The following is a 24716-nucleotide window of genomic DNA, read 5'->3' on the forward strand; positions in this document are numbered from 1 at the left end:
TGCTAAGTAAGCCCGTAATCAAATAACGCATATAAATAGCCAGGCACCTCCGGTACGATTGATATGTATCAAAATTAGAGGAGGTGCTTCTTTATGTCAACTACCAAACTAACAATTGTCCCTGTGACACTAGATCCGATCACTGACAACTCTTCATCAACAACTTCACCACAAAACTCTCCTGAGCCGAGCTGCATCATTAAAACAACTAGTGCTGAAATTTCCTTCTTTAATGGCGTAGATGAGCACATCATCCAAACGATCCTGAAGGAGTTGAATAATCAATGAAGCAAGATTTTACGAGCGTGCAGAACATCTACATTATTTGCGGTAAGACCGATATGCGTAAAGGTATCGACGGTCTCGCAGCACTCATTCAGGATTCTTTTAAACTCGATCCATATAGTGATTCCATCTTCTTATTTTCTGGAACGAGTAAAGACCGTTATAAATGTTTGTATTTTGATGGAGATGGCTTCGCCATACTTTATAAACGATTAGATAATGGCAAACTGCAATGGCCAAAAGATGAAAAGGAAGTACGTAACCTTTCACAAAAGGAACTTCGCTGGCTTTTAGAAGGTTTATCGCTTCAGCAACCAAAAGCGATTATGAAATCTGCAAAAGGTGTCTTTTAAATCTTTTCACCAAAGTGGTATAATCATCCATGACTTATACTGAACGAAATGTGGTGAATACAGTGGGTAACGTATCTTCTGACCAAAATGAACGATTCATTCAATTACTTGAGCAACAATTGGCTCATTCAAATCAGCAAAATAATGAACTGACAAAGAAGTTGGATCAATCATTGAAACAAATCGAAGTGCTAACAGAACAAGTTCGCCAATTAACCAAGGCTTTATACGGTTCAAAATCGGAAAAATCAAAGTATCAAGCACCAGACGGACAAGCTTCTTTATTCGATGACGATGCGTCTTTTAACGAATCTGAGCACACAGAAGAACAAAGCACAGCGACGATTACTTACACTGTTAACCGTAAACTACATAAGAAAAAACGGAATGATTCTTTTCATGAAGGGATTGAAATAGAAGAAATTCATCATCACCCCACCAATACACAATGCGACTGTTGCCTTGGCCAAATGACCGAAGCCGGTACAACTATTGCGCGTGAAGAAGCAAAATTCATTCCGGCAAAAATGATGCGCATCCAGCATATTGAACATGCCTACGAGTGCAAGCACTGTAAAATGGATGCCACACAAAAAGCACAAATGAAACGTGGGAAAGCCCCACAAGCTGCCATTCAGCGAAGCATTGCGGGGCCTACCGTTCTAGCAAAACTCATCTATAATAAGTTCGTCCAATACTTACCTCTTTACCGTCAGGTAAAGGAGTGGGAACGATATGGCCTGCTTACGAATGATAAGAACTTATCAAACTGGGTGATCCGTGTAGCTGAAGATTGGCTTCTACCGGTTTATGAACAGATGAAGCAGATATTAACAGCAAAATCTGTTCTACATGTGGATGAAACCTATGCGCAAATAATCAATCGTTCAGACGGAAAATCCGGTCAATCGAACGCCTATAATTGGGTGTCCCAAAGTGTGCCAAGTCAAGGGCCGATCATCGTTCTTTTCCAAAGCGCTTTATCGAGAAGCCGTTCTGTATTAGCAGACTTTATAGCTGGTTTTCAAGGAACTGTGATTTGTGATGGTTATTCTGCATACGGGAATCTACCTGATGTCACGTTCGCCAACTGTTGGGCGCATGTGCGACGCTATTGGCTGAAAGCTGATAGCAAAAACGGGCAAATTGGCGTGGATTACTGTGATCAACTGTTTCACCTAGAACGTCAATTCAAGCATCTTTCACCAGGTAAACGCCGAAAATCACGGCAAAAACATTCAAAGCCGATTGTAGAGAAGTTTCTAAAATGGGTAGACGAATCGCCTTTCTTTGGGAAAAATGCGCTCGCAAAAGCTGCAGAATACACATTAAATCGTGTACACGGATTAAAGGCTTTTCTATTCGATGGTCGAATTGAAATCGATAATAATCCGGCTGAAAATGCGATTCGTCCAAATGTGATTGGTCGTAAGAACTGGCTTTTCTCTGTTAGTGAAGCAGGCGCTAAAGCGAATGCCATCTGTTTAAGTTTGGCTGAAACGGCAAAAGCAAACGGCATCGATTTCTATCAATACCTAGTGACGTTAATGACAGAATTGCCAAATTTACCGATTCATCAGCAGCCAGAGATTTTAAATAATTACATGCCTTGGTCGAAAAAAATCCAAGCCACATGTGCAAAATAGCCATCTATCCGAAAAAATTCAGGGTAGATGGCCATTAGTCGTGCGTACCGAGAAGGTGCGCTTATTTTTTTTATATTTCGGGCTTACGTTGCTAACAATTTAAACATTAGCTCATTCCGCATCGAAAAACGTGATTGGGGGTGTTCTACAAAACAAATTCATCAATGGCAGCATGTACAGAGAGGTTACTTATACATAAAAAAACGCAGCGTCGTCAAACGCTACAGCAATGTAGAATTTCTAGTAACTGTAAAAACATTAGTAGGAAAATCATAAATTTTAGGAATACTTTGTTATTACTTAATATGTGAGCTAATAAGAATAAGTGTTATTCCCGTAAATAGGCAAATGATTCTCGCCACAGGAATTTTATCAGCTAGTCCAAATAATGCAATTGCTGTCGTTACGATTAAAACTGTTGGACCAACCAATGCAAGCATTGTATTAATATAGAATGCTTTTTCTAAATTATTCAACTTTAGCATCAACAATCCAGCACTTACTTCGATACTTCCAGACAATACACGTAATATAACCATAGCAAGAACCGATTTTTCAATTATTATCATCATCCTATCTTTATAAAATCTTTTCGCTTATATTATCATTCCATCATTAGGATAACTATAGACTTCTGTTTTAATGAAATACTAAAAACAATATATGTCTGATTCATATCAAATATTCTTGTTATATTATGCTTTATAGTATTAATTTAATAAGTGATTTTCTAATTAAAAGTTCAAAGAATGTATTAATAGAATCAGTTTTATTAATCCATTTTCTAAGGAAATAGTATAGGTGCATATAATAAAATCCTAAATATTTATGGGAAAGATAGTACTTATAAAAGATGCAAGCTTTACAAATATCTCAATTGAAACGAAAAATAATTCCAAAGAATTTTATTCGTGAATAACTATTATTCAAGGTTTTATATAAAGGGTTTAATTAACTGCAGATCCCAATATAGAAGGGAAAATATTAGCCGTTACGAGTAGTACGATTGAATTGTCATTTGCTACGGGGATTAGGCAGTTTTTGACGGATACATGTTTACAGCAAGGTTATTTAGAAACGATGGGAGATTAAATGAAGCGTATTCGGGATTTTTTCGAATACGCTTTTCGTCGAGTAGCCCTACACTACAATCAGTTAAAATGGTAATATATTGGCAAAGTGGTAACAAAAAAATCTTTTCATCGCTCAATAATAAACCTATTTTTTCCTAATCAACACGCCTGAGATATTATTTTAAATCATCGAAAACGTTTCAAACAGGAGTACTCATTATTATTTTTATGATAAACAAAAGTTTAAACATGTAGTACATTTAATTACCATATGTTATACATTAAAGTTTAATAATGGTATTGTATAAAAAGATAGACTTTTCACTCAATTTTAAAAAGGAAGGAGTTTTCAGTATGTTATCTTTTTCTAAACCAGATGTAGAACAGTTTTTACGAACATTTTCGATTGGTGATTTTGCGGTTAGTCCAGATGAAAAACAACTAGTTTTCAGTACAAATTTAAGTGGCAAGTATAATTTATGGGCCATGAATTTACCAAATACGTTCCCGACGCCGCTTACTTTTATTAACCAGAGCTGTCAAGGCCTTCTCTATGATAAACAAGGACGGTTCATCATTGCCGGTTTTGACCAAAACGGGAATGAAAATACGCAATTTTATGGACTTCCACTTCAAGGTGGGACAATGAAGAAAATTATTTATGAAGAAGGAACTCGCAATTCTGGGCCAATTTTATCCGAAGATGGGAACAAGCTTTATTATACATCTTCGAAAGGAAATCCAACGTATTTAAATGCATATGCCTATGACTTGGTGACTGGCGAGGAAGAAACAGTTCTTGAGGGAAAAGATGCGCCAACTTTTTTAATCGATTTTAGCCCAAATGAAGAGGTAGCCCTCTACTATAAACATTTTGCTAATACGTATACACTCCTATACGCCAAACGAGGAGAGGAACATATTCTTCTGACACCACCAACAGATCAGCAACATACGGTCAGTGACGCAGTTTTTGTATCCGACGAGCTCATTTATTTATTAACGAATTACGATGCTGATTTTACGTATTTGGCTTCGTATAATTTAGAGACAAATGAGTTTGTAAAATTGAAAGATTTAGAGAATGAAAGCTTTACTACGTTGAAATATAACAAAGAAAAGCAGTGCCTGTATGTAATTAGTGAAAAAGGTGTAGAAGATCATTTATACATGCTTGATTTGCTATCGAATAATTGGGAAGAACTAGATTCACCCTGCAGTGTCATCGAAAAGCTTATAGTCACAAAATCCGGTAGTTTATATTTATTAGGAAGAAGTGCTACGAAGCCGATTAATATTTATCAATTTAAGGAAAATGGATGGACATCTTTAACGGAATACACAGTTCCAGGTGTAGATCAAAGCGAATTAGTTGAGCCGGATGTGATTACTTATTCTTCTTTTGACGGACTTGAAATTGAGTCCTTATTTTTCAAAGCTAAAAAGGAAAATGATAATGGTGAAATCATCTTTTGGCCGCATGGTGGTCCGCAAGCTGCAGAGCGTAAATTTTTTAGAGCTTCCTTCCAATTCTTTTTAAATCATGGGTATAGCATCTTTGCTCCGAATTTCCGAGGTTCGACAGGATATGGATTGGCATTCACGAAAATGGTAGAAGGGGATTGGGGACACGGTCCACGCCTTGATAATGTAGCTGGTCTCGACTGGCTCATTGATAATAAGTACGCGGAAAAAGGCAATATTTTATTGATGGGCGGAAGTTATGGAGGATACATGGCCTTATTGCTTCACGGTAAACATGCTGATTATTTCAAAGCCGTAGTGGATATATTTGGTCCATCTGATTTGTTCTCATTTATCAACTCGGTTCCTGAAGACTGGAAGCCAATTATGGATCAATGGGTAGGAAACCCTGAAAGAGACAAGCAAAAACTCATTGAATACTCACCATTAACGTATCTAGAAACCATGGTCAAACCAATGCTAGTTATCCAAGGGGCGAATGACCCACGTGTTGTGAAAGAGGAATCTGATCAAATCGTGCAAGCTTTAAAAGATAAAGGTCGTGATGTCGAGTACATGCTTCTTGAAGACGAAGGACATGGGTTCTCTAAAAAAGAAAATGAAATTGCTGTCTATCAAAAAATCCTCTCATTTTTGAATCAATTCGTTGGATCTAAAGTGAAAGCATAACGGAAATACTATTTGAAGTTAAATGAAAAAACTGGGTTCTACGATGGTAGGACCTAGTCAATTACATAAACCAATCAACATCCATTGTATTGCCCCATACACTCCGCACATGTTATATAGGGGATTGAAACAGACATTTATCCCACTTCAAGATATTTCATTAGCATATAAAAATAGGGAACGTATGCATATATTGAAAAATAAATTTAGACAATTGTTTATTGCTTATCCATATATAAAAATACAAAATTTGACATCGCCACTACTACCTTTATTATTTTCTTTTAAATGACTTCCCATAATAACATTCGTGTTTTATTCGATTTATGCACGATCCAGACGATGGACAAATAGCACTTTCAATAGCGAAAAACGAACATCCGTATTTATCTTTTGCGGAAAGTTCGTTTTTAATCCTCTGATAGGATTTTAGCAAACAATCGTCGCTAACTATATCAGGGTGAATCAAATGCTTCATGATTTTCATAAATGGTTGCATAAGTGTAACTTCTTTTCAGTATCTCTCTTAGCAAAGAAATTATAACATGTTAGAATATAGATTGATATATATGGTAAATGACGTAATGAACTATAATTCAATAATCTAATGTAAGGAGCAAAAATACATATGGCGAGGAAGAGAAAAACGTTACCGAAAAATTTTAATGAACTAATTGAAGCAGGTGATATTGCGGCATTACAAGAGGTATTTACAAAGTGCGAGCTAGATGCATATGGTGGTTATAGTAAAACAACAGCCTTAAGTTTTTTCAATGTACCGGATGAATTGGTTCGCTGGCTCGTGGAACAGGGGGCAAATATAAATGCGAGAGACAATTACAAAAGTTCGGCTTTACATAATCAGGCAATAAGTCGGCGGGGGAATATTGAATTGCTTCTTGAGTTAGGTGCAGATATAGAAGCCTTGGATTATCAAAACGAAACACCTTTATTTGCTGCGGCTGCTTTTTTTAAACCAAATGCGGTGCGCACATTAATTTCTAAAGGGGCAAATATTAGCGCGGTAAATATGATGAATGAGACGCCTTTGGACAAAGCTTTAGCAGTATGTAGAAATATAAATATTGTTGATCTAGTAGAAGTTTCTGAGATTTTTCTGAGCGCGGGTATAGCTGTAACGCCGAAAATGAAAAATTCTATTAAGCGAATTGGAAAAGACTTCGAATTTCACAGAGAAGGTTTTAATAAAGAATATTTGAACGAAACGGATGAGGCACTTTCCCGTCTTTATGAGCTATTTGATGTTCCACCAGTAGAGAAGCGAAAAACGCATGATGGTACGTCTCCAATAACAGTATCTACAAAGGGCTGGCAGGCGCAACATAATGAACTATGGAATTTATTAATTCCTTCGCAAGGACATGCGCAAACTGTACAAGGAGAGGTTATTCGTATTACTGGTAAAGTCTCATACGAAATTTTAGATAACGGCGGCATCAACTGGGATAATGATTTTCGTAAAATGCTCAAAAGTTTGAACCATTACTTTAGCTTAGGTACACCATTACATCCCGCTGTACTTCAGGAGTCTATCACTTTAGCGAAAGAACTTCACAAAGGCAATGGAGATGAGGAACCTGCGAGACTATGCGAGTTGGCAGTGCAATGGGTACTTAGCAATCCGAATCCGATTATTTTAGAACAGCCCGAATATAAGCGCTAACATATTTAACGAATCCAATAAACAATTTTATAAACAATACTATCCACTTTTCTAAGCACTTAACGGCTAAGATAAGTGGATAGTATGCCGTAAGTGATGCAACGTGAAGCGTGTAGGGATGTGTTAGAAGGTTAGCATTTACATCTTCGAAAATGTGAAGTGAAACAGTCAATGAAGTCAATGGATTTTTGCGATAATTTCTAGTGAAAGGGACTGGTGAAAGTTTACCAGCTTCACTCAACATCGGATTAATCAGTAATCATTTTCCATTTATTGAGATAATTGATGTAGCATGTCGAATATGCTGTACTGAAATGGGCATAAAAGCATCTCCTCTAAACAATTTAGTAACTACAAAAATAAATTCGTATGTATCTTCCAAAAAAACATATTTTTTTCTTTCAACAATATATGAATCTAGCGTTAAAACACATGTGAAAAATGGCAAGCCATCCAAAGCAGTTTTGGGGTTCAGTTCAACTTTGTTCAAAATGAGATTCATTTTTAGCAGTAAAATCAATTAAAGTATAGCTTTTTTGATCAATTTTTTTATTAAACTAACAAAAATACTTGCAACACCTATTATAGTACTGTACAGTACTAATTATAACAAGGAGAAAATTAATGAATCAAAAACGTGTGATTGAAGTAGCTGCAACATTATTTTTAGAAAAAGGGTTTGCTTATACAAGCATGGATGAATTAGTTCGTGTAAGCAAAGTTTCAAAGTCTAATGTGTATTATCACTTCTCTAATAAGGAAGAATTGTTGGAAGGGGTCGTTGATTATTGGATTGAAATGTATCAATCTGCAATTGATGACTTACTATCTCAAAACCAATTATTAGTTGAAGATCGTATCCAACTGTTTTTAAAGCAATTATCACAAGGAGTTCAGACGAGAGAATATAAGGGGAGCTGTCCATTTATTACGCTTTATATTCAAAGCCCTATAAATGCCACAAAAGTAAAAGAAAAAATAGCTCTTTTTTTTCAAGGATTACAAACGAAAGTTTCTCTATTACTTAAACAAGGGGTAGAGAATGGTGAATTTAGAAAGACAATAAATATTGACGAGGTTGCATCTCTTTTTATTACAAATCTTGAAGGAGCGCTATTTATTTCAGAAACACTGGAGGATGCAACTGTAATCATGAAAACAGCAGATAATTTGTTTAACTTGCTTCGATAAAAGAAGCATTTTTTTTACATCAAATTAGTACTAAACAGTACTACAAGGAGGATTTTTTATGAGAACAGTATTTTTAACTGGTGGAACAGGTTTTATCGGAAAGCAATTAGTCAAGGAATTAGCCAAAGAGCATGTTACAATTCTTCTTTTAGTGAGATCGAAAAGTAAAGCAACACGCATTTATCAAGAAAGAGGCATCTTAAAAGAGACAGATATGCACTTTATTGAAGGTGATTTAACGAAAATAGACTTAGGTCTAAGTGCTGAAGATAAGGAGTTGGTATTGAAAACGGATGTGATTATTCACGCAGGAGGCCCCATGGATATTCAAGCGACTAGCAAAGAGGCAGCTTCTGTATTTTTGAATGGTGCCCAACATATTAGTGAATTCGCAAAAAATATTCATCAATTGAAGGGATTGCAACAATTTATTCATGTTGTAGGCTATATGAGTCCCTTTGATGATACAAATAGCAAGATTGCGATAGATGTGTTTAAAGAAGGAAACAATTTTTTGAAAATAAAAAATCCCTATGAGAGAACAAAGTTTTTAGCAGATCTTTATATCCGTCAGCAGGCATCAACAGTAGGTTATCCGCTTTCAGTAATTAATCCACCAACTGTAGTTGGTAGTAGTAAAACAGGGAGTACGGAGCAAACAGAAAACTTAGGATTGCTTGTGATGAGTATGCGAAAAGGGCTCTTGCCAGTGATCCCTGGAGGTAAGAAATATAGATTACCACTTATTGAAAACGATGAACTAGCAAAGTTTATTGTGCAGGTTTTCAGATTGGAGCAACCAACTATACAAACATATACACTTGTTGAAGATAAACAACATGATCAGAATATTTCAGAATTATTAGATGCTATGTCAGAAAGTATGAATATGACTGCACCTAAAATTTCTGCCCCAATGCCATTTATGAAAACACTTATGAATAGTGGCGTAAGCAAAATAACCCATATTCCTGCTGATGGGCTAAACTTTATTACAAATCGAACATTTTCAAATGGTTCAGTGAAGAAGATTATGGGAGAAGATTGGTTTAAGGAGACAAATGTAATGAAATTTTTCCCAGCGGTAATAGCTGATCTGGATTATCGCATGATGTATCAAAATGGCCAGCACAGTCATTTATTTAAACGAACATTATGTAATAATACGACCATTTACCAATCACAAGGAGAGGGTATACCGTTTATTTTATTACATGGTTTATTAAGTGATGGAGAGGATTTATTTCCTTTAGGGAAAGAGCTTCATGAAAAAACGGGTCGACCTGTATGGATCATGGACCTTCCAGGTTTGGGACGTTCTCCTTTTAAACGAGAGAAAAATCTTTTAAATATCTATTTGAATGTAGTGAAAAAGTTATTAGAGAAAGCTACTAACGGTGCCCATCTAATTGGCCATTCATTTGGTGCGTATATTCTTTTGGAAGCATTAGTACAAAAGTATATAGATGAGAAGTTTACAATTACTTTACTTCAGCCACCTGTTGCTAAAAAAAATGCTAAATCGATAAATGTTCCTCAATTTATGTACAAATGGACATTGAAATTGGCAACTACTCATTTGATCGAGCGTTATTTATTAAGTAATGGTTTATTTGAAAGTACGGAGAGCATCCCTGAACATTATATTGAAAAAATAAGTAACAGTTTTACTTCTCCTAGAATTTTAAATACTACGGTTCAGCTTAACAGCTTACTATTGAAAAACGTTCAAGGTGATTTCAATGAAGTAACAAAGTATAATCTTCGCATTATTTGGGGGGATTATGACAGAGGCTATTCTGCTCCTTCGCATCTGGGTAAGGTTGATTTTGTTCCATATGGTCATCATTTTCCTCTTAACCATCCGAGTGAAACGGCTAATTTGATAATAAAAAATAGTAGTACTAGCAGATGAGAGTGTAGGATAAATAAAAAGCGTGTAGTAAGATCGTTGTGTCTTTGAAATAAAGTCGTACTGTTTGAAAAAAAGATTGTCTACTTGAACGCTGGATATATTTACTTAAGAATCTAACAGCTAATCAATTACAGCATACATATGAGTATCCTGAGGTAGTAAAATGCGAATTGAACAAAGTATGGCTCCTTACGCATGGCATGTAATCACCTTGTGAAAGTGGAGAAGAATGCAATAGGATTTTGTATTATTTAAAAGTAAGCGCTAAATACAACACACCTTCTACTAAAAGTCTGGGCATGAGTAAACTAGTCATTTCAGGACTTTTTTAGTAGATAAGAAAGGAAGAAAGGACATCATTTCGCTCTAAAATGGGCGAGATGTGTCCTTTTAATCTTCTACGTTACCGAACGGGCTAAATACATTAACATGTGGAACTTTTCATCCTTAACATGATAATCAAAAAAAGGTCCAGGATCTGTACAATAACCGATATGATCGCTTTGTGTTATTTGAAAGCCATTTACTAGTAAATTCTCCTCTATGTAATTAGGATATAAAATGTGTTGGTGAGAATCTGGATAGATGGATGAAATATTTTTCAATGAATTGGACGAACTTTCGTAATAAGAGTAACCCCCAACGATAATTGAATCGCTGTGGAAACGATCTTTTAGAATAGGTATAGGAAACTGTGGATTGAGTAATGAAAAATCATTTGTTGTAAAACTGTCCACAAAAACATCGATACTAAGTGGTTTTAATGGCAGGTTTAAATCGGAATTCAAAATATAAAGTACGTTAAGTAAAGGATTGATACATTCAATCCTTTTTCTAACCTTCTTGAGCATCTCAAGTGAGTAGCCACTGAATACATAGGATGCACTCAAGTCAAAATTATCACTATATTTGGGTAGTGTCACAAAAGCATCGATATTGGTTTCCACAATTAATTTGTTTTTCAAATCTATATTTTGCAGTGTTTTTTGAAACCAAAAGTTACTTTTTTCAAACAAATTTATCATTCCGTGATTCATCTCTTTAATGGTTTGTATGTCGTAAAAATAGGACGGGTATGGAGAAGTCTCATACAAGTTAGCAGTGATGATAATACCTTCTTCAATAACTGCTTCGTAATCACAAGTACAAGTTAAATAACCTTTTTGAATGGAATTATTACTAATCGACACATCTTTCATTTCAAGTGGGATGTGGCACTTTGGACAATAGAGAATATTTACAAAGGATAGCGGGACACCTTTTAAATATTCCTTTTCGGACGCAGAATTTTTAGTGTGAATCGATTTATCAATTAGTTGGATTGCCTTTAATAACTCGTCTTTTTTCCGGATTAACTGGTCCTTTTTGTCAATTAGCAAGGTATTGTAGTAGACGAGATCTTCAGGGTCCATGAAATTTGTAACACGCTGATACGATAGAATTTGTTGTATTTCTAGCAGTGAAAAATGGAGCTTTTTTAGCTTAGCAATAAAAATCATATCATTGTGGCTCGATTGATTCATTTGATATTGAGTGTTTTTTTTGTCTGGAAGTAACAAACCAAGTTCGATGTAATAACGAACAGTATCGATTGAAACATTGTAAATCTTTGCAAATGTACCGATTTTCATAAATTCCCCCCAGTAAAAAAGTGGAGTTACTCCACTTTTTTTTTTGAAATGTGTCTAAAAAGTGAAAAAAGACTATTGACCTTGAGTCAGCTCCAAATATTATGATAACTCTAATAAGTTTAAACAATCAGAATATTGTTAGGGTAATTTTAACATATTAGTCAACAAAGGAGAATTACAATATGAATAAAATGGATCGAATGGATACGCTTTCATTGTGGAAAGCGACTGAAAACAGCTATAAAAAAGAGAATTCTCTTGAAGGAAATCAAGAGGCAGATGTCATTATTATTGGCGCAGGATTTACAGGTCTTTCTTCTGCGTATCATTTACAAAAATTAGGGCGAAGCGTTATTGTGCTTGAACAAGAATCGATTGGATATGGTGCTAGCGGTCGTAACGGTGGAATGGTCTTACCAGGCTATAAACCAACAATGCAGGAACTTTCTAAAAAATATGGGTCTGTCGAGGCGGAACAACTAAATAATCTTTCATTACTTAGTGTTGAGCTAGTAAAAGAAATTATAGAAGAGCATCAAATTAACTGTGATTTTAGAAGGACAGGTCATATTGTAACAGCTTTCAAGGCGAAACATTTTGAAGGATTGAAAGCTGAAAGCGAATACTTAAATAAAAATTTCGGATATGAATCAAGTGTACTTGATAAAAGTCAGTTACATGAAGAGATTGATTCTCCAATTTATCATGGTTGCTTAGTTGACAATTCAAGCTACTCATTCCATCCGTTGAACTATGCAATTGGTTTGGCAGAAGCCGCTAAATCAGTTGGTGCAAAAATCTTTGAGTTTTCGAAAGCGCTATCAATTGAATATGACCAATCAAGTGTGAAAGTTGTAACAGCAAATGGGGTTGTTACGGCGAGGGATATTATTGTGGCTACAGATGGATACTCCGGGAAAATCGTAAATGAGTTAAACAAAGGTGTACTCCCTATTTCAGCACGTATTATTGCTACAGAACAGCTTCCGGAAGCACTGTTAAATGCCGTTATTCCTAAAGATCGTATGGTTTTCGATACAAGCAATTTTTTATACTATTTCCGTCGTACACCTGATAATCGAATGATTTTTGGAGGGGGGGATATCCGACCCAACTTAGGAGATAGCGTCTACCAGAGTGTTTATAATGCTATGGTTACAACTATGCCAAAATTGGCTGGAAGCAAGATCGATTACCAATGGGGTGGATTTATTGGAGTAACTATGGACACTTTTCCGGTTATAGGTAGATCTAAAGAAGGTGCCTATTTTGCAACAGGTTATTCTGGACATGGAGCATCGCTTAGCACTTTGTTCGGTAAGTTATTGGCTCAATGGATTGTTACGGGAGATGCAGGAGGATATCGTTTTGAAAAGGAACGTTTAAAAACAATCCCATTTTATAATCAAAAAACGATGTTGGTAAACCTCGCACATATCGGATTCAAAGTGCTAGATAAAATTAGATAAGGGAGAGATACAAATGAAAATTGATATGTTTATTGATGGGCAATGGAGAGAATCGTTATCAGGTGGAAGAAAAGACATTTTAAATCCAGCAACTGGAGAGGTAATGGCTTCGGCTGCTAGTGGAACAGTAGAAGATACAAAATTGGCAATCAAGGCAGCTCGTGTAGCGTTTGATAGTGGCATCTGGTCAAATTTATCAGCAGATGAAAGAGCGAATTATCTTTATAAGATAGCAGATCGTCTTGAAGAAAAGGCGGCAGAAATAGCACTCTTGGAAACGGAAAATAACGGTAAGGTTATCCGTGCAACGACAAATGTGGATATTCCCGCTACTATTCAAATTTTCCGCTATTATGGAGACCAGATCAAACTTATTAAAGAGACATCCTATAACCGCGAGGATTCTTCGGAAACGATTATTACTCAGGAGCCGATCGGTGTTTGTGGTTTAATTGTCCCATGGAATTTTCCACTTATGATAGCTGCTCAGTCTATTGCTCCGGCCCTTGCTGCAGGAAATACAGTTGTACTTAAGCCTGCTGAAGTCACTCCTGTAAGCGCATACAAATTATTTGAAATTTTCGAAGAGGTCGGTCTTCCAGCAGGTGCGGCCAATTTGATTTTAGGACCTGGATCCAAAATGGGGAACGAGCTTGCTGAGAGTTTTGAAGTTGACCAGGTAACCCTTACCGGCGGAACAACAGCGGGACAAAGCATATTGCGAGCTGCTGCTAGCAATATGAAAAATGTCACGCTTGAGCTGGGGGGGAAATCACCACTGATAGTATTTAATGATGTGGATTTTGAAACGGCAGTCGAAAATGCAATGTTCGGCATTTTCCACAATGCGGGTCAAGTTTGTACAGCCGCTTCACGTTTACTAGTACATGAGAGTATTTATGGTAGGTTTGTAGAGAGATTGGCAGAACGTGCAAACAAAATTGTAATTGGCAATGGGGAAAGTGAGGTCATTGAAATGGGGGCACTTACAAGTGAGTCCCATATGAATGAGGTTTTACAATACATTAAAGTTGGAATTGAAGAAGGCGCAAGATTAGTATGTGGTGGTAATCGCATAACGGAAAATGGGCTTGATAAAGGATTTTTTGTCGCTCCAACGATCTTTGCAGATGTAAATTCGAACATGCGTATTGTTAAGGAGGAAATTTTTGGTCCAGTTCTTGTAGTAGAGAAATTTAAAGATGAGGAAGAAGCAGTCCAAAAAGCGAATGATTCCATTTATGGATTAGCGGCTGCTGTATTTACGGAAGATATGGATCGCGCAAGACGTGTGGTTAGTAAATTGCGGGCAGGAATTACTTGGATAAATAGTTATCACTTAGCTTATATTGATAGCCCTTGGGGAGGGTATAAGCAAAGTGGAATTGGCAGATCATTGGGTGTTGCTGGACTAGAACACTTTATGGAATTGAAGCAGATTAATATTCATCAGAAAGCTAAGCCTGTAGGTTGGTATGAAAATTAGAGTTAACTTGCTAATAAAATTGAATATATAGGGGGATATGCCTATGGGGGATAAAGAAAATCGCCCTTCTCTAAAGAAAGATCAAGGAGAAGTATTAAATAACTTGGAGAAGGATTCAATACTAGGAACAAAAAGTATTCCTTCACTGTATTTTCGGTTTGCTTTAGCAGGAATCATGGCTAACTTGATTCTGGGGGTTTTTGCCCTTATTGATGGTCATTTCGTCGGCTATTTTTCAGTTTTAGAAATTGAAGGGATCGGAATTGGTTTCACAGTCATGGTTATTACTCGTATGGTAGGGATTCTTTTTGGAGTAGGAGCAGGAGCAGTTATTTCTCTCCGACTAGGTAAAGGGAAGGTAGAAGAAGGTAGATCAATAATGGGTCAAACCCTATGGTTCACACTATTCGTCTCTACTTTGATAGCTGTATTAGGATTGATCTTTGAAAAAGAATTGATGCTATTATTTGGTGCGAGCAGTGAGTCTCTTCCTTATGCGATAGAATACAGCCGCCTATTATGGATTTCACTGCCATTAACGATATTAGCTGTTGTACTTAGTATTCTAACTACTATCGATGAAAAACCTATATTATCCATGAACAGTTGGTTAGTGGCTGCTGTTGTTGCCGTAATTGTAGAATGGGTAATGGTTACGAAACTTGACATGGGAATGATGGGGTCATCGTGGGGCAACACAATTGCTCAATCAATTCCCGCCCTACTAATATTATATTTTTGGTTTGGTAAAACAAAACTAAAGCCAAAAATGAAAGATATTAAGATTCAACTCAAAAAAATCGGTGAAGTGGCTTGGACGGGATTTGCCTCTTTCTCGGGTCTAGTTATGATGTTTTTTGCCATAATATTCACGAATAATTTACTTCAAGAACACGGTGGTGGGTTGCACGTAGCCGCTTTCACTATTCAAAACGGCTATATTACAAACCTGCTCGCCTTAGCAGCGCTCGGTGGAATGACAGGACTTCAACCAATCATTAGTTATAATTACGGGGCTGGTAATTTTGATCGTGTTAAAGAGGCCATCAAGTTCGGACTCATTTTTACGACAATATTCTTTGTAATTTCTACTACTATGCTTATCATTTTTGTGGATCCAATCGTGGCGTTTTTCGCCAGCGGAGATCCAGAATTACATCAACTAGGTGTTTGGACAACTATCGTCTTTAATTTATTGTTTACATTTAATGCGATTAATACGCTTATTTCTGGCTATTACGAAGCACAGGAGCGAAACTGGACGGCAACATTTATTGTAGCAAGTAAAATGCTAGTGTTTATGATCCCGTTAATGTTTATACTTCCGAAATTCTGGGGTGTTGAAGGTGTTTGGTACTCAGCTCCTGTTGCAGAAATACCTGGTGTACTCATCGCCCTTTATTTTATTAGAAAAGAATTTAAATATTTAAATGGCATGAGTGCGAATAAAGAATTCAAATATTTAAATGAAATGAATACGAATAAGCTAAGTTTATAGAACCCTGCTAATCTATCAAACGAAAGAGGGATGTTAAAAATGTTTTTTGCGAAAGAAGTAACAGAGGAAGAAGCTAAACAACTACGTGTTGATACGTGGGAACCATGGGTAGGTGAAACTGATAAAGGAATGTGGCACCTAGAAGAACAAGAGGTTTTCTATGTAACAGATGGAGAAGTGTTCATTACCGTTGACGAAAAAAAATATCATCTTACGAAGGGATGGGTAGTTTCTTTAGCTAAAGATCTTGTCTGTGAATGGGATTGTCCTGTCCTTGTAAAAAAGAATTTTATATTAAACCAAGAAATTGATTTGAAATAAATTTGGAGGTGTACTATGGGCGTAACAAAAGGGGAAGCTGAAGTCGTATTTATTAATGGAGAAGTAATCACAGTAGATCAAAAGAATACAGTAACAGAGGCTGTAGCTGTTAAAGATAATCGCATTATCTTTGTAGGTTTAAATAGTGAGGTTAATCGTTTTATAGGAGAAAAAACGAGTGTCATCGATTTGCAAGGAAAAACACTTCTTCCTGGATTTATAGATTCTCATATTCACTTAACGTATTATGGATTGAATCAGTTGGCGATAAATTGCAAAGCTGAGCATATCGATTCCATTGAGGTTTTATTAGATGATTTGAAAAAGAAATCCTTAGAGACGCCTAAGGGTGAATGGATACGGGCTTTTGGATTCAATGAAACCGCTGTAAAGGAAATGAGGTATCCAACAATCGATGAACTGAATGCAATTTCAGTAGAACATCCAATTATGATATCGCGTACTTGTAACCATATCAGTGTTTTAAATAGTAAAGCACTTGAACTAGCGCAAATAAACGAAAATACACCAGATCCTGACGGGGGAGTTATTGAAAGAGATCTTGAAGGGAAATTGACAGGAAAATTAATTGAAGCAGCAAATATGGAAATGAGCGATGTTGCAAGACATACAGAAGATGAACAAAGACAGGCTGTAAAAATTGCATCAGATCATTTCATTGCTTATGGCTTAACAAGTGTACATGATGCTGGAGGACAAGGACCTGATAGTTTCCGCATACTGCAACAGGCTGTGAAAAGCAGGGATATTCGTGTCAGAGTATACGCAATGATATGTCAGATAAATAACTCCCAAAAATTTGTCCATAAAATGATGGAATCTGGTGTAGTAACTGGTACGGGAGATGAAAGATTTAAAGTAGGGCCGGCAAAAATGTTTACAGATGGAAGTAGCACTGGGCCTACCATTGCGACCCGTAAGCCATACGACAGTGACCCAAACAATTATGGCATTCTATATCAAAGTGAGGAAGAAATTTACGAAGTTTTAGGAGAAGCACATAAAAAAGGATATCAACTCACTGTACATGCACAAGGTGATAAAGCCATTGAAATGTATTTAAATTGTGTGGAAAAGGCGATTGAGGAATCACCAAGAACAAACCATCGCCATCGAATTGAGCATGCAGGAATCTCATCGCCAGATTTACAAGAAAGAATGAAAAAACTTGGAATTATACCGATACCAAATCCTCCATTTCCGTATGAATTCGGAGAGATTTATGTAAGGCATTACGGTGATCGCGTTCAACATATGTACGCTGCCCGTGATTATATTGATCAGGGGATCATTGCAGCAGGTGGATCAGATGCGCCAGTTACTGATATTAACCCTTTATTAGGAATTCATGTTGCTGTTAATAGAAAAAGCCGGTCGGGTATGGATATTGGTTCCAGTCAATGCATAAGTGTTATGGAGGCTATAAAACTATATACATGGAATGGTGCTTATGCGAGTTTTGAAGAAGATATAAAAGGGAGCATCGAGGTTGGTAAGTTAGCCGATTTAGTAGTCCTTAATGACAGCATTTTAAATGTCAGCCCAGACCAAATTAAAGATTTAAAAGTAGAAAAAACTATGATCGATGGTGAAATTATCTATTCCAAAGAAAATTTTGTGGAACTAAATCGAGTATAGATTATTAAATGATAGTATGCTGAATACGCCTATACGCCAGTTTGTAAGTATAAAAATCACGTGATTTATACCTATTAAATTATCAAGGTGAACCTTACTTTGAACGGAACCCCGAATAGTGGATCTATTCGGGGATGAGTCGCTATATTTTTAGATATTCTCGAGAATATAAACAACTTCGTGCAGCACAGATTTTACTGGAAACAGTTCTAGAGACTGCGTTAGAAATGGAAGATAGATTTGGTGTACCAATGGATTTAGAATCTATCTACGAACAACTACCAACTGCATATGAAAACCTATTAAAAAATTCATCCTATATTATTGTATTTAAAGATCAGCTAATTCGCCTTACTTTTTCGAAAATGGAACACGCAATGTTATCGAATCCAAGTACTTACTCTACTAATTATTTTACTAGTTCAAACGAAGGTAATATTGAAAAATCACCATTTCAGTTTGCTGAAGTAAACCCTAATTCTTATCATCAACAAGTCGGGTTTCAATCAGAAGGATTTTCAATGCCCTCAACAAATATGAATTATCCATATCAACCGCAGTCGATGACTAATCATTATCAACCTAATTATCCAACGCATTTAAACGGTTACGAAATATTTAATAAAAGATAACTACCCAATTACGGGTGTTTTCTTTCCTAGCAAGGGATCAAAAAATTCGAAAAGAATCAATTGCTTTCTTCTTCTGCTCATATTCAACATGTGTATAGACTTGAGTTGATGTAATACTTTCATGGCCAAGTAATTCTTGCAGTGTTCGTAAATCAACGTTTTCTTTATTTTGCTGTAACATCAATGTTGCAAAAGTATGCCTTAAGTGATGTAGCGAGAAGCGGGTAGGTGGAATGCCTGCTTTTTTCAATACATCTTAAAAAATGACATGTAAACCCCGCGGATCTAATGCTTTACGATTTTTATTTAGAAAAACAGGTTCTGTTGGATAAATTTGATATGATCTTAAAGAAGCTTTATAGGATGCCAGAAGCGGCATTAAGTGTGGATGAAGGGGCAATATCCGTTCTTTTTTTCCTTTTCCAGCAATTCGAATCGTTTCATTTACCAAATCCACTTGTTCCCATGTTAATGAAACAAGTTCAGAACGTCTTATACCTGTTGTTGCTAATAATTTAAACATTAGCTCATTCCGCATCGAAAAACGTGATTGGGAGCGCTCTAAATAGTCAAATAGCTGTTTTAGATCCGGTTAGTGTCATATAGACAGGAAGTTTATCATCGGTCTTTGGCGATTCAATCCCGTGCGTAAAATCATTAGCAAGGTATTGTTCCTTTAAACAATATTTTGTGAATGATTTTAATGAAGAAATTTTTCGGTTCACCGAACGAGGTTTTTGTTTTAATGATCCTAATAAATATTGGATAAAGCGACGTACTTGGGTCTTGGTGATCTCATTTAAACAGGTTGAACAGCCATGATCCGATAAAAAGGTCAAGAAGAGTTGTAAATCGTATTCATAACTAGTGACTGTATTAACTGAGTAATTTTTTTCAATCTCGATATACAAAACAAATTCATCAATGGCAGCATGTAGTTGCAAGTATAAAACCTCCAGATATCGTATTAAACAATAATTATTATCTGTACAAAATCATCCCATTATCGTAAAAAAGGAGAGTTATCGTTCACATGAAAATTATAAGGAACTTCAGAATTACAAGTCGAAAAGTACAGATATTATGGGTAGTTGACGTATCTAAGCCCTCCTCCACGTCAAATAATTTTAGTTTACATAATATAAATTATAGGAAGTTATGTTTCAATGAAAAGTATACTAATAATATTGAGACAGAATGATAAAAATTGGTGGAATTTTAACAGCATGTCAATCGATGAATCGACTCCATTAAATATACTATATATATTGGTCCATCGATAAGTCCTCATTCGACTGCATATTTTCATGGCAATTCGTTGAAATATCAATGTTCATCTCAAGTTGAACTTTCGCTTTTTATTTTATTTAATCTCTGACTTATATAGATTGTTTCAAATCCATTAGCACACACCAAATTTATCTTCCATGTCTAATGCAGTCTCACGAACTGTTTCAGTAAAATCTCGGTGCCATACCAAGCTGTTTCAATTCTCTAGAAGATCTTAACATTTAGTGATTTAAAGCAGTTTTTATGTATTCTCCTAATAAATTGTGTTTCATTATTCAGGCGTTACATCCTTAATCAGTAAAGAAATTACTTTTATATATAATGTTCGTGTTTTATTCAATCAGTGAAGTCTCCAGCTGGTGGACAATTCGCATTTTCACGAACAAAACACGAACATTATTAATTATTTATCGCTAAATAGTTCGTTAATTATCTTTTCAGGATTGATTACGAACACTCGTCTCTAACAATTCATAGCTTCAATCCCCTTCTTTTCAATTGCCGCTTCCAGAATTTCCACATAGCTTCCATTACTGAAAGACGAGCATACGTTGATTACCCGTGGTTCCACCGAATCCTCTCATACAAATACATCAGTAGCTCATTTGAATGCAGATAACGCCTGTACACGTTGTTAATTTCCAAGCGCAGCTCATATGAAATGAAATGATTCGTGTTCGCTTCTTCGTTTTTAATATTTATTTCAAATACTTCATCTCTAACGTTCTGGCACCAAAAAAGCATCGGTTTTTACACCGATGCTTTATCCATTTAACAAATGTTTATAGTTTTTGTTGCAACTGTTTGTTGAAATGCCTGATCATGCTCAACAATAACCATTGTCGGATTAAATCTTTGAATAAGCTCTTCAATCTGCATGCGAGAATAAATATCAACGAAATTTAATGGTTCATCCCAAATATATAAATGAGCTTTTTCACATAAACTTTTGGCTATAAGCAGCTTTTTCTTTTGTCCACCAGAATAATGAGCTATATCTTTCTCAAATTGAATTCGGTCAAAATCCATCTTACGTAGGATGGATTTAAACAACGTTTCATCAATCTCATGTTCTTCAATAAAGTCCGATAACAGTCCCTTCAAATGAGAAGTATCTTGTTGGACATAGGAAATAATGAGGCCTGAACCTAAATGTATTGAGCCTGAATGCTGTATCGGATTTCCTAGAATTAGTTTGAGGATACTACTTTTACCGCTTCCATTCTTTCCATCCAGTACAATTCGATCACCTTGTTCAACTTTAAAGCTAATTGGCTTATTTACGATTTGATCATCGTACTTAACAGACACATCCGCCAAAACAATCAATTCATTTGAATGTAATTCCAATGGTTCTATTTTTAATGACTCCGATTTTTCCACATTTTTTAGCAATTGTGACTTTTCCTCAATAGCTTTTTGTTGCCTTGATTGAAGATTCTTTGCTCTTTTCATCATCTTTGCCGCTTTATGTCCTACAAAACCCTTATCCAACTCAGAACCCGAATTCGTCGTCCCATTCTTGGAAGCTTCCACTTGATTAGACCATCCTGCTGAACGCTTCGAAGACTGTGTTAATCTCCCAATGTCTTTTTGTAGACGCTGATTTGTTGCCGCTTCGTGTTCCTGCTGTCTATCAAAATTTAACTTCCAAGAAGAATAGTTACCACTTTGCACCTCAATATTTGCCCTATTGATAGATAAAATATGGTCAACGCATCCATCTAAAAAGATTCTGTCATGTGAAATTAAAATAAACCCTTTTTTCTTCCTTAGATAATCAGAGACCGTCTTTCGTGCATCCGTGTCTAGATGATTGGTTGGCTCATCAATTAATAGAAATTGACCCTCAGTCAAAAAAAGCGCAGCAAGTAACACCTTTGTTTGCTCTCCATTTGATAATGTTTTAAATGGTCTGTACATGATCTCGGCATCAACATTCAGATAGGATATTTCACGAAGATATTCCCAATCTTCTGCTTGAGGACAAATTTCTTCAAAGATTTCATAAGTATATTTGTTTTTATCCGAAACTGGATAAGGAAAATAATTAAATTCTACAGAAGAAATGATTTTCCCGCTATACTCATAATTCCCTAATAATAAATGAAAGAATGTTGTTTTACCTCGTCCGTTTCTACCAATAAATCCGAGTTTCCAATCCGTATCTATTTGAAAGTTTACTCCTTCAAAAATATTATCAAAGCTACCTGGATAAGAAAAAGTTAAATCTTGAACTTTAATCATTGACATGATAATTCCTCCTTTGTATATCAACACTTTTTACTCTTTATACAAAGTCGGCACATCCATCTATTCTAAATTTCTCCGTATAAGTTTGATGGATATTAACGACTTATACGGAGTATTACATGCGTAACAATCGTGTCTGATTCGCTCATTTCTCTAGCTCCTTTATTTATTAGATTTTAGTGACTATGAGAGAATAAAAAATCCCCCCAATTTGTCATTGGAAGGATTAGACTTTCACTTATATTAAATAAGTTTTTTTTGCCATTAGAATCATGACAAAAAAGTATAAACTGATTTATAAAAATGGACAGACTAATCCTATATTTTGTAGTTTGAAGTTATTCATTTCAATTAAAATATAGATTAGTTAATCATTGTCCATCCATCAGTCCTCTCATAAATTGTATTTTTATCTTACCAAATTTTTTTATGGTTCACTTATATTAAATAAGTTTTTTTTGCCATTAGAATCATGACAAAAAAGTATAAACTGATTTATAAAAATGGACAGACTAATCCTATATTTTGTAGTTTGAAGTTATTCATTTCAATTAAAATATAGATTAGTTAATCATTGTCCATCCATCAGTCCTCTCATAAATTGTATTTTTATCTTACCAAATTTTTTTATGGTTCACTTATATTAAATAAGTTTTTTTTGCCATTAGAATCATGACAAAAAAGTATAAACTGATTTATAAAAATGGACAGACTAATCCTATATTTTGTAGTTTGAAGTTATTCATTTCAATTAAAATATAGATTAGTTAATCATTGTCCATCCATCAGTCCTCTCATAAATTGTATTTTTATCTTACCAAATTTTTTTATGGAATACAATTGACCAAAAGCCTATCCATTCCAAATTGACTTAATTGTCACATTAGTATCTGATGTTTATGCCTCATTATCTAATTTTGCAAGTAAGTTGATTGCGGTGCATAAGCGTCCATAAAGATGTAGTCACCCTTATCAACACCGTTATATATGCCTCGCCCTCTTAAAACGCAAGACCATGTTCTTGAGCGTGTGTTTCAATGTAACCATGTGAGTACCTGGTTTGAATGAAAGAATACAAATGTTCATGTCACAATAAGTCTTGGATTAATACTTCTTTGATGTCTTTTTCATTACCTGTAACAACTACTGGTGTATGCCCTTAAATTAGAAAAGACACTTTAAGCAACTTTATTTATCTACATTCATTAATTTGCTCCTGATGTCCTTTGACTGTGTTATGTATGGTAGTAATAGAATGTTCAATTTTTGTTTTATCAATTACAGCAAAAAAATAACTCAGAGGCCCTTCAAACCTCTGAGTTATCACTTTTTACTTAGTTAACGCCTTCATATCTGCCACAATCGTCTCAACTGGTACTTCTGTGTTACCGCTATAATCCTTCACAACAATCCCATCAGCATTGACTAAGTAATAACTTCCCATATGTATAACTTGGTCAGAATTCGGATCATTTTTTACGTGTGAATTAAACGATTTCATTGCAAACTGTTCAATGAACTTTTGATCATAGCCCGTTAAGAGCTGCCATTTACTTGCATCAGGCACTGAATATGATTTTAAGTAATTTGTTAACACATCTGGTTTATCAACCTCAGGATCCACACTAAAAGCTACGATTTGATAGTCTTCTACGCCTTCATCCTGAAGTGCCTTTTGTACCTCTGTCATGTTAAACGTCATTGGTGGACAAATCGTATTACAATTAGTAAAAATAAACATGGCTAACCATGGCTTACCTTTAAAAGTATCAAGACTAACCTGTTCATTTTTTTGATTTGTTACCGAAAAGTCTTGTACTTCTATATTCATTTCTGGTTCAAATTTATAACTACCACAAGCAGTTAACACGCTACTTAATGCTAGTATCAAAACAAGCATGACACTTTTCTTTTTCATTAATTTGCTCACTTCCCTTCAATTTACCATCGTTGTTAATTGTATAAATTATAGTAATCAAATACAAGATTATGACCATATCCTTTCATTTATTTATGTCAAAACTTTGTTCATTGTATGATTTTGGCATAAGAATTTATGTTTTTTTAAAAATTTTTTCGAAGCTTTTTTTACTATTTCAATTATTTCCCGAGACACCACATCCTTTGTTATATAACAAAGTTTTTTACAATTTACTATCTTCCGTTATTTAATGAC

18 protein-coding genes and 2 pseudogenes are annotated in these 24716 nt (G+C 35.4%); 13 read left to right on the forward strand and 7 right to left on the reverse strand.

Annotation, left to right across the window (positions count from 1 at the left end; genetic code table 11):
- Positions 1-93 precede the first annotated feature (93 nt).
- The 3 genes from AB9L17_RS12550 to tnpC are packed head-to-tail and all read left to right on the forward strand — an operon-like array spanning position 94 to position 2284.
- The gene (locus AB9L17_RS12550) at positions 94-288 is read left to right on the forward strand and encodes a hypothetical protein (protein ID WP_068984461.1); all 195 of its coding nucleotides are present in this window, start codon (positions 94-96) and stop codon (positions 286-288) included.
- Complete coding sequence (tnpB, locus tag AB9L17_RS12555) at positions 285-638, forward strand: IS66 family insertion sequence element accessory protein TnpB (protein WP_068984462.1); 354 nt, start codon at positions 285-287, stop codon at positions 636-638. The genes AB9L17_RS12550 and tnpB overlap by 4 nt, the downstream gene beginning before the upstream one ends.
- 29 nt (positions 639-667) lie before the next feature.
- Complete coding sequence (tnpC, locus tag AB9L17_RS12560) at positions 668-2284, forward strand: IS66 family transposase (RefSeq protein WP_068984463.1); 1617 nt, start codon at positions 668-670, stop codon at positions 2282-2284.
- 296 nt (positions 2285-2580) lie between these two features.
- On the opposite strand, the gene AB9L17_RS12565 is transcribed toward tnpC, so the two are convergent.
- The gene (locus tag AB9L17_RS12565; RefSeq protein ID WP_223554093.1) at positions 2581-2856 is read right to left on the reverse strand and encodes a YqhV family protein; all 276 of its coding nucleotides are present in this window, start codon (positions 2854-2856) and stop codon (positions 2581-2583) included.
- Between the two features lie 855 nt (positions 2857-3711).
- On the opposite strand from AB9L17_RS12565, the gene AB9L17_RS12570 reads away from it, so the two are divergent.
- The 4 genes from AB9L17_RS12570 to AB9L17_RS12585 all read left to right on the forward strand — a co-directional run bounded on the left by AB9L17_RS12570 (position 3712) and on the right by AB9L17_RS12585 (position 10301).
- Complete coding sequence (locus AB9L17_RS12570) at positions 3712-5511, forward strand: S9 family peptidase (protein WP_223554096.1); 1800 nt, start codon at positions 3712-3714, stop codon at positions 5509-5511.
- Between the two features lie 628 nt (positions 5512-6139).
- Positions 6140-7195, forward strand: a complete 1056-nt coding sequence (locus AB9L17_RS12575) for an ankyrin repeat domain-containing protein (RefSeq protein WP_223554098.1) — start codon at positions 6140-6142, stop codon at positions 7193-7195.
- Between the two features lie 624 nt (positions 7196-7819).
- Positions 7820-8386, forward strand: a complete 567-nt coding sequence (locus AB9L17_RS12580; protein WP_375199180.1) for a TetR/AcrR family transcriptional regulator — start codon at positions 7820-7822, stop codon at positions 8384-8386.
- Between the two features lie 58 nt (positions 8387-8444).
- Positions 8445-10301, forward strand: coding sequence for an alpha/beta fold hydrolase (locus tag AB9L17_RS12585; protein WP_223554102.1), 1857 nt, complete (start codon positions 8445-8447; stop codon positions 10299-10301).
- Positions 10302-10699: 398 nt separating this feature from the next.
- Here AB9L17_RS12585 and AB9L17_RS12590 read toward each other — a convergent pair whose 3' ends face one another.
- Positions 10700-11932, reverse strand: a complete 1233-nt coding sequence (locus tag AB9L17_RS12590; protein WP_223554103.1) for a MerR family transcriptional regulator — start codon at positions 11930-11932, stop codon at positions 10700-10702.
- Between the two features lie 182 nt (positions 11933-12114).
- Here AB9L17_RS12590 and AB9L17_RS12595 point away from each other — a divergent pair, with 182 nt between their 5' ends.
- The 6 genes from AB9L17_RS12595 (at position 12115) to AB9L17_RS12620 (ending at position 18997) form a co-directional block, all read left to right on the forward strand.
- Complete coding sequence (locus AB9L17_RS12595) at positions 12115-13401, forward strand: NAD(P)/FAD-dependent oxidoreductase (RefSeq protein WP_223554105.1); 1287 nt, start codon at positions 12115-12117, stop codon at positions 13399-13401.
- A gap of 13 nt (positions 13402-13414) precedes the next feature.
- Positions 13415-14887, forward strand: coding sequence for an aldehyde dehydrogenase family protein (locus tag AB9L17_RS12600; RefSeq protein ID WP_223554107.1), 1473 nt, complete (start codon positions 13415-13417; stop codon positions 14885-14887).
- 43 nt (positions 14888-14930) lie between these two features.
- A complete protein-coding gene (locus AB9L17_RS12605; protein ID WP_223554109.1) occupies positions 14931-16385 on the forward strand; it encodes an MATE family efflux transporter in 1455 nt (484 codons plus the stop codon).
- A gap of 39 nt (positions 16386-16424) precedes the next feature.
- A complete protein-coding gene (locus tag AB9L17_RS12610; RefSeq protein WP_068984293.1) occupies positions 16425-16706 on the forward strand; it encodes a cupin domain-containing protein in 282 nt (93 codons plus the stop codon).
- A gap of 15 nt (positions 16707-16721) precedes the next feature.
- Positions 16722-18365 carry an amidohydrolase gene (locus tag AB9L17_RS12615; protein ID WP_375199181.1) on the forward strand — a complete coding sequence of 548 codons (1644 nt, stop codon included), beginning with the start codon at positions 16722-16724 and terminating at the stop codon, positions 18363-18365.
- A gap of 134 nt (positions 18366-18499) precedes the next feature.
- The gene (locus AB9L17_RS12620; RefSeq protein ID WP_375199182.1) at positions 18500-18997 is read left to right on the forward strand and encodes a hypothetical protein; all 498 of its coding nucleotides are present in this window, start codon (positions 18500-18502) and stop codon (positions 18995-18997) included.
- A 37-nt stretch (positions 18998-19034) separates the two neighbouring features.
- On the opposite strand, the pseudogene AB9L17_RS12625 reads toward AB9L17_RS12620, so the two are convergent.
- The 5 genes and pseudogenes from AB9L17_RS12625 to AB9L17_RS12645 all read right to left on the reverse strand — a co-directional run bounded on the left by AB9L17_RS12625 (position 19035) and on the right by AB9L17_RS12645 (position 24458).
- Positions 19035-19535: pseudogene (locus AB9L17_RS12625) on the reverse strand (tyrosine-type recombinase/integrase).
- Positions 19536-19566: 31 nt separating this feature from the next.
- Positions 19567-19941 (reverse strand): site-specific integrase, encoded by a 375-nt coding sequence (locus AB9L17_RS12630; RefSeq protein WP_375199183.1) that lies wholly within the window; start codon positions 19939-19941, stop codon positions 19567-19569.
- A gap of 1117 nt (positions 19942-21058) precedes the next feature.
- On the reverse strand, positions 21059-22540 hold the full coding sequence (locus AB9L17_RS12635) for an Lsa family ABC-F type ribosomal protection protein (RefSeq protein ID WP_375199184.1): 1482 nt from the start codon (positions 22538-22540) through the stop codon (positions 21059-21061).
- 923 nt (positions 22541-23463) lie between these two features.
- Positions 23464-23699 (reverse strand): annotated as a pseudogene (locus tag AB9L17_RS12640) ((S)-ureidoglycine aminohydrolase); the annotation flags it as partial.
- Between the two features lie 171 nt (positions 23700-23870).
- On the reverse strand, positions 23871-24458 hold the full coding sequence (locus tag AB9L17_RS12645; RefSeq protein ID WP_068984299.1) for an SCO family protein: 588 nt from the start codon (positions 24456-24458) through the stop codon (positions 23871-23873).
- Positions 24459-24716: the final 258 nt, after the last annotated feature.

The organism is Lysinibacillus sp. RS11 (assembly GCF_042019215.1).
Taxonomy (GTDB): Bacteria; Bacillota; Bacilli; order Bacillales_A; family Planococcaceae; genus Lysinibacillus; species Lysinibacillus xylanilyticus_A.

Coding starts and splice junctions, on each gene's coding strand:
- AB9L17_RS12550 (WP_068984461.1), top strand. CDS start 94: ATGTCAACTACCAAACTAACAATTGTCCCTGTGACACTAGATCCGATC.
- tnpB (WP_068984462.1), top strand. CDS start 285: ATGAAGCAAGATTTTACGAGCGTGCAGAACATCTACATTATTTGCGGT.
- tnpC (WP_068984463.1), top strand. CDS start 668: ATGACTTATACTGAACGAAATGTGGTGAATACAGTGGGTAACGTATCT.
- AB9L17_RS12565 (WP_223554093.1), bottom strand. CDS start 2,856: ATGATGATAATAATTGAAAAATCGGTTCTTGCTATGGTTATATTACGT.
- AB9L17_RS12570 (WP_223554096.1), top strand. CDS start 3,712: ATGTTATCTTTTTCTAAACCAGATGTAGAACAGTTTTTACGAACATTT.
- AB9L17_RS12575 (WP_223554098.1), top strand. CDS start 6,140: ATGGCGAGGAAGAGAAAAACGTTACCGAAAAATTTTAATGAACTAATT.
- AB9L17_RS12580 (WP_375199180.1), top strand. CDS start 7,820: ATGAATCAAAAACGTGTGATTGAAGTAGCTGCAACATTATTTTTAGAA.
- AB9L17_RS12585 (WP_223554102.1), top strand. CDS start 8,445: ATGAGAACAGTATTTTTAACTGGTGGAACAGGTTTTATCGGAAAGCAA.
- AB9L17_RS12590 (WP_223554103.1), bottom strand. CDS start 11,932: ATGAAAATCGGTACATTTGCAAAGATTTACAATGTTTCAATCGATACT.
- AB9L17_RS12595 (WP_223554105.1), top strand. CDS start 12,115: ATGAATAAAATGGATCGAATGGATACGCTTTCATTGTGGAAAGCGACT.
- AB9L17_RS12600 (WP_223554107.1), top strand. CDS start 13,415: ATGAAAATTGATATGTTTATTGATGGGCAATGGAGAGAATCGTTATCA.
- AB9L17_RS12605 (WP_223554109.1), top strand. CDS start 14,931: ATGGGGGATAAAGAAAATCGCCCTTCTCTAAAGAAAGATCAAGGAGAA.
- AB9L17_RS12610 (WP_068984293.1), top strand. CDS start 16,425: ATGTTTTTTGCGAAAGAAGTAACAGAGGAAGAAGCTAAACAACTACGT.
- AB9L17_RS12615 (WP_375199181.1), top strand. CDS start 16,722: ATGGGCGTAACAAAAGGGGAAGCTGAAGTCGTATTTATTAATGGAGAA.
- AB9L17_RS12620 (WP_375199182.1), top strand. CDS start 18,500: ATGAGTCGCTATATTTTTAGATATTCTCGAGAATATAAACAACTTCGT.
- AB9L17_RS12635 (WP_375199184.1), bottom strand. CDS start 22,540: ATGTCAATGATTAAAGTTCAAGATTTAACTTTTTCTTATCCAGGTAGC.
- AB9L17_RS12645 (WP_068984299.1), bottom strand. CDS start 24,458: ATGAAAAAGAAAAGTGTCATGCTTGTTTTGATACTAGCATTAAGTAGC.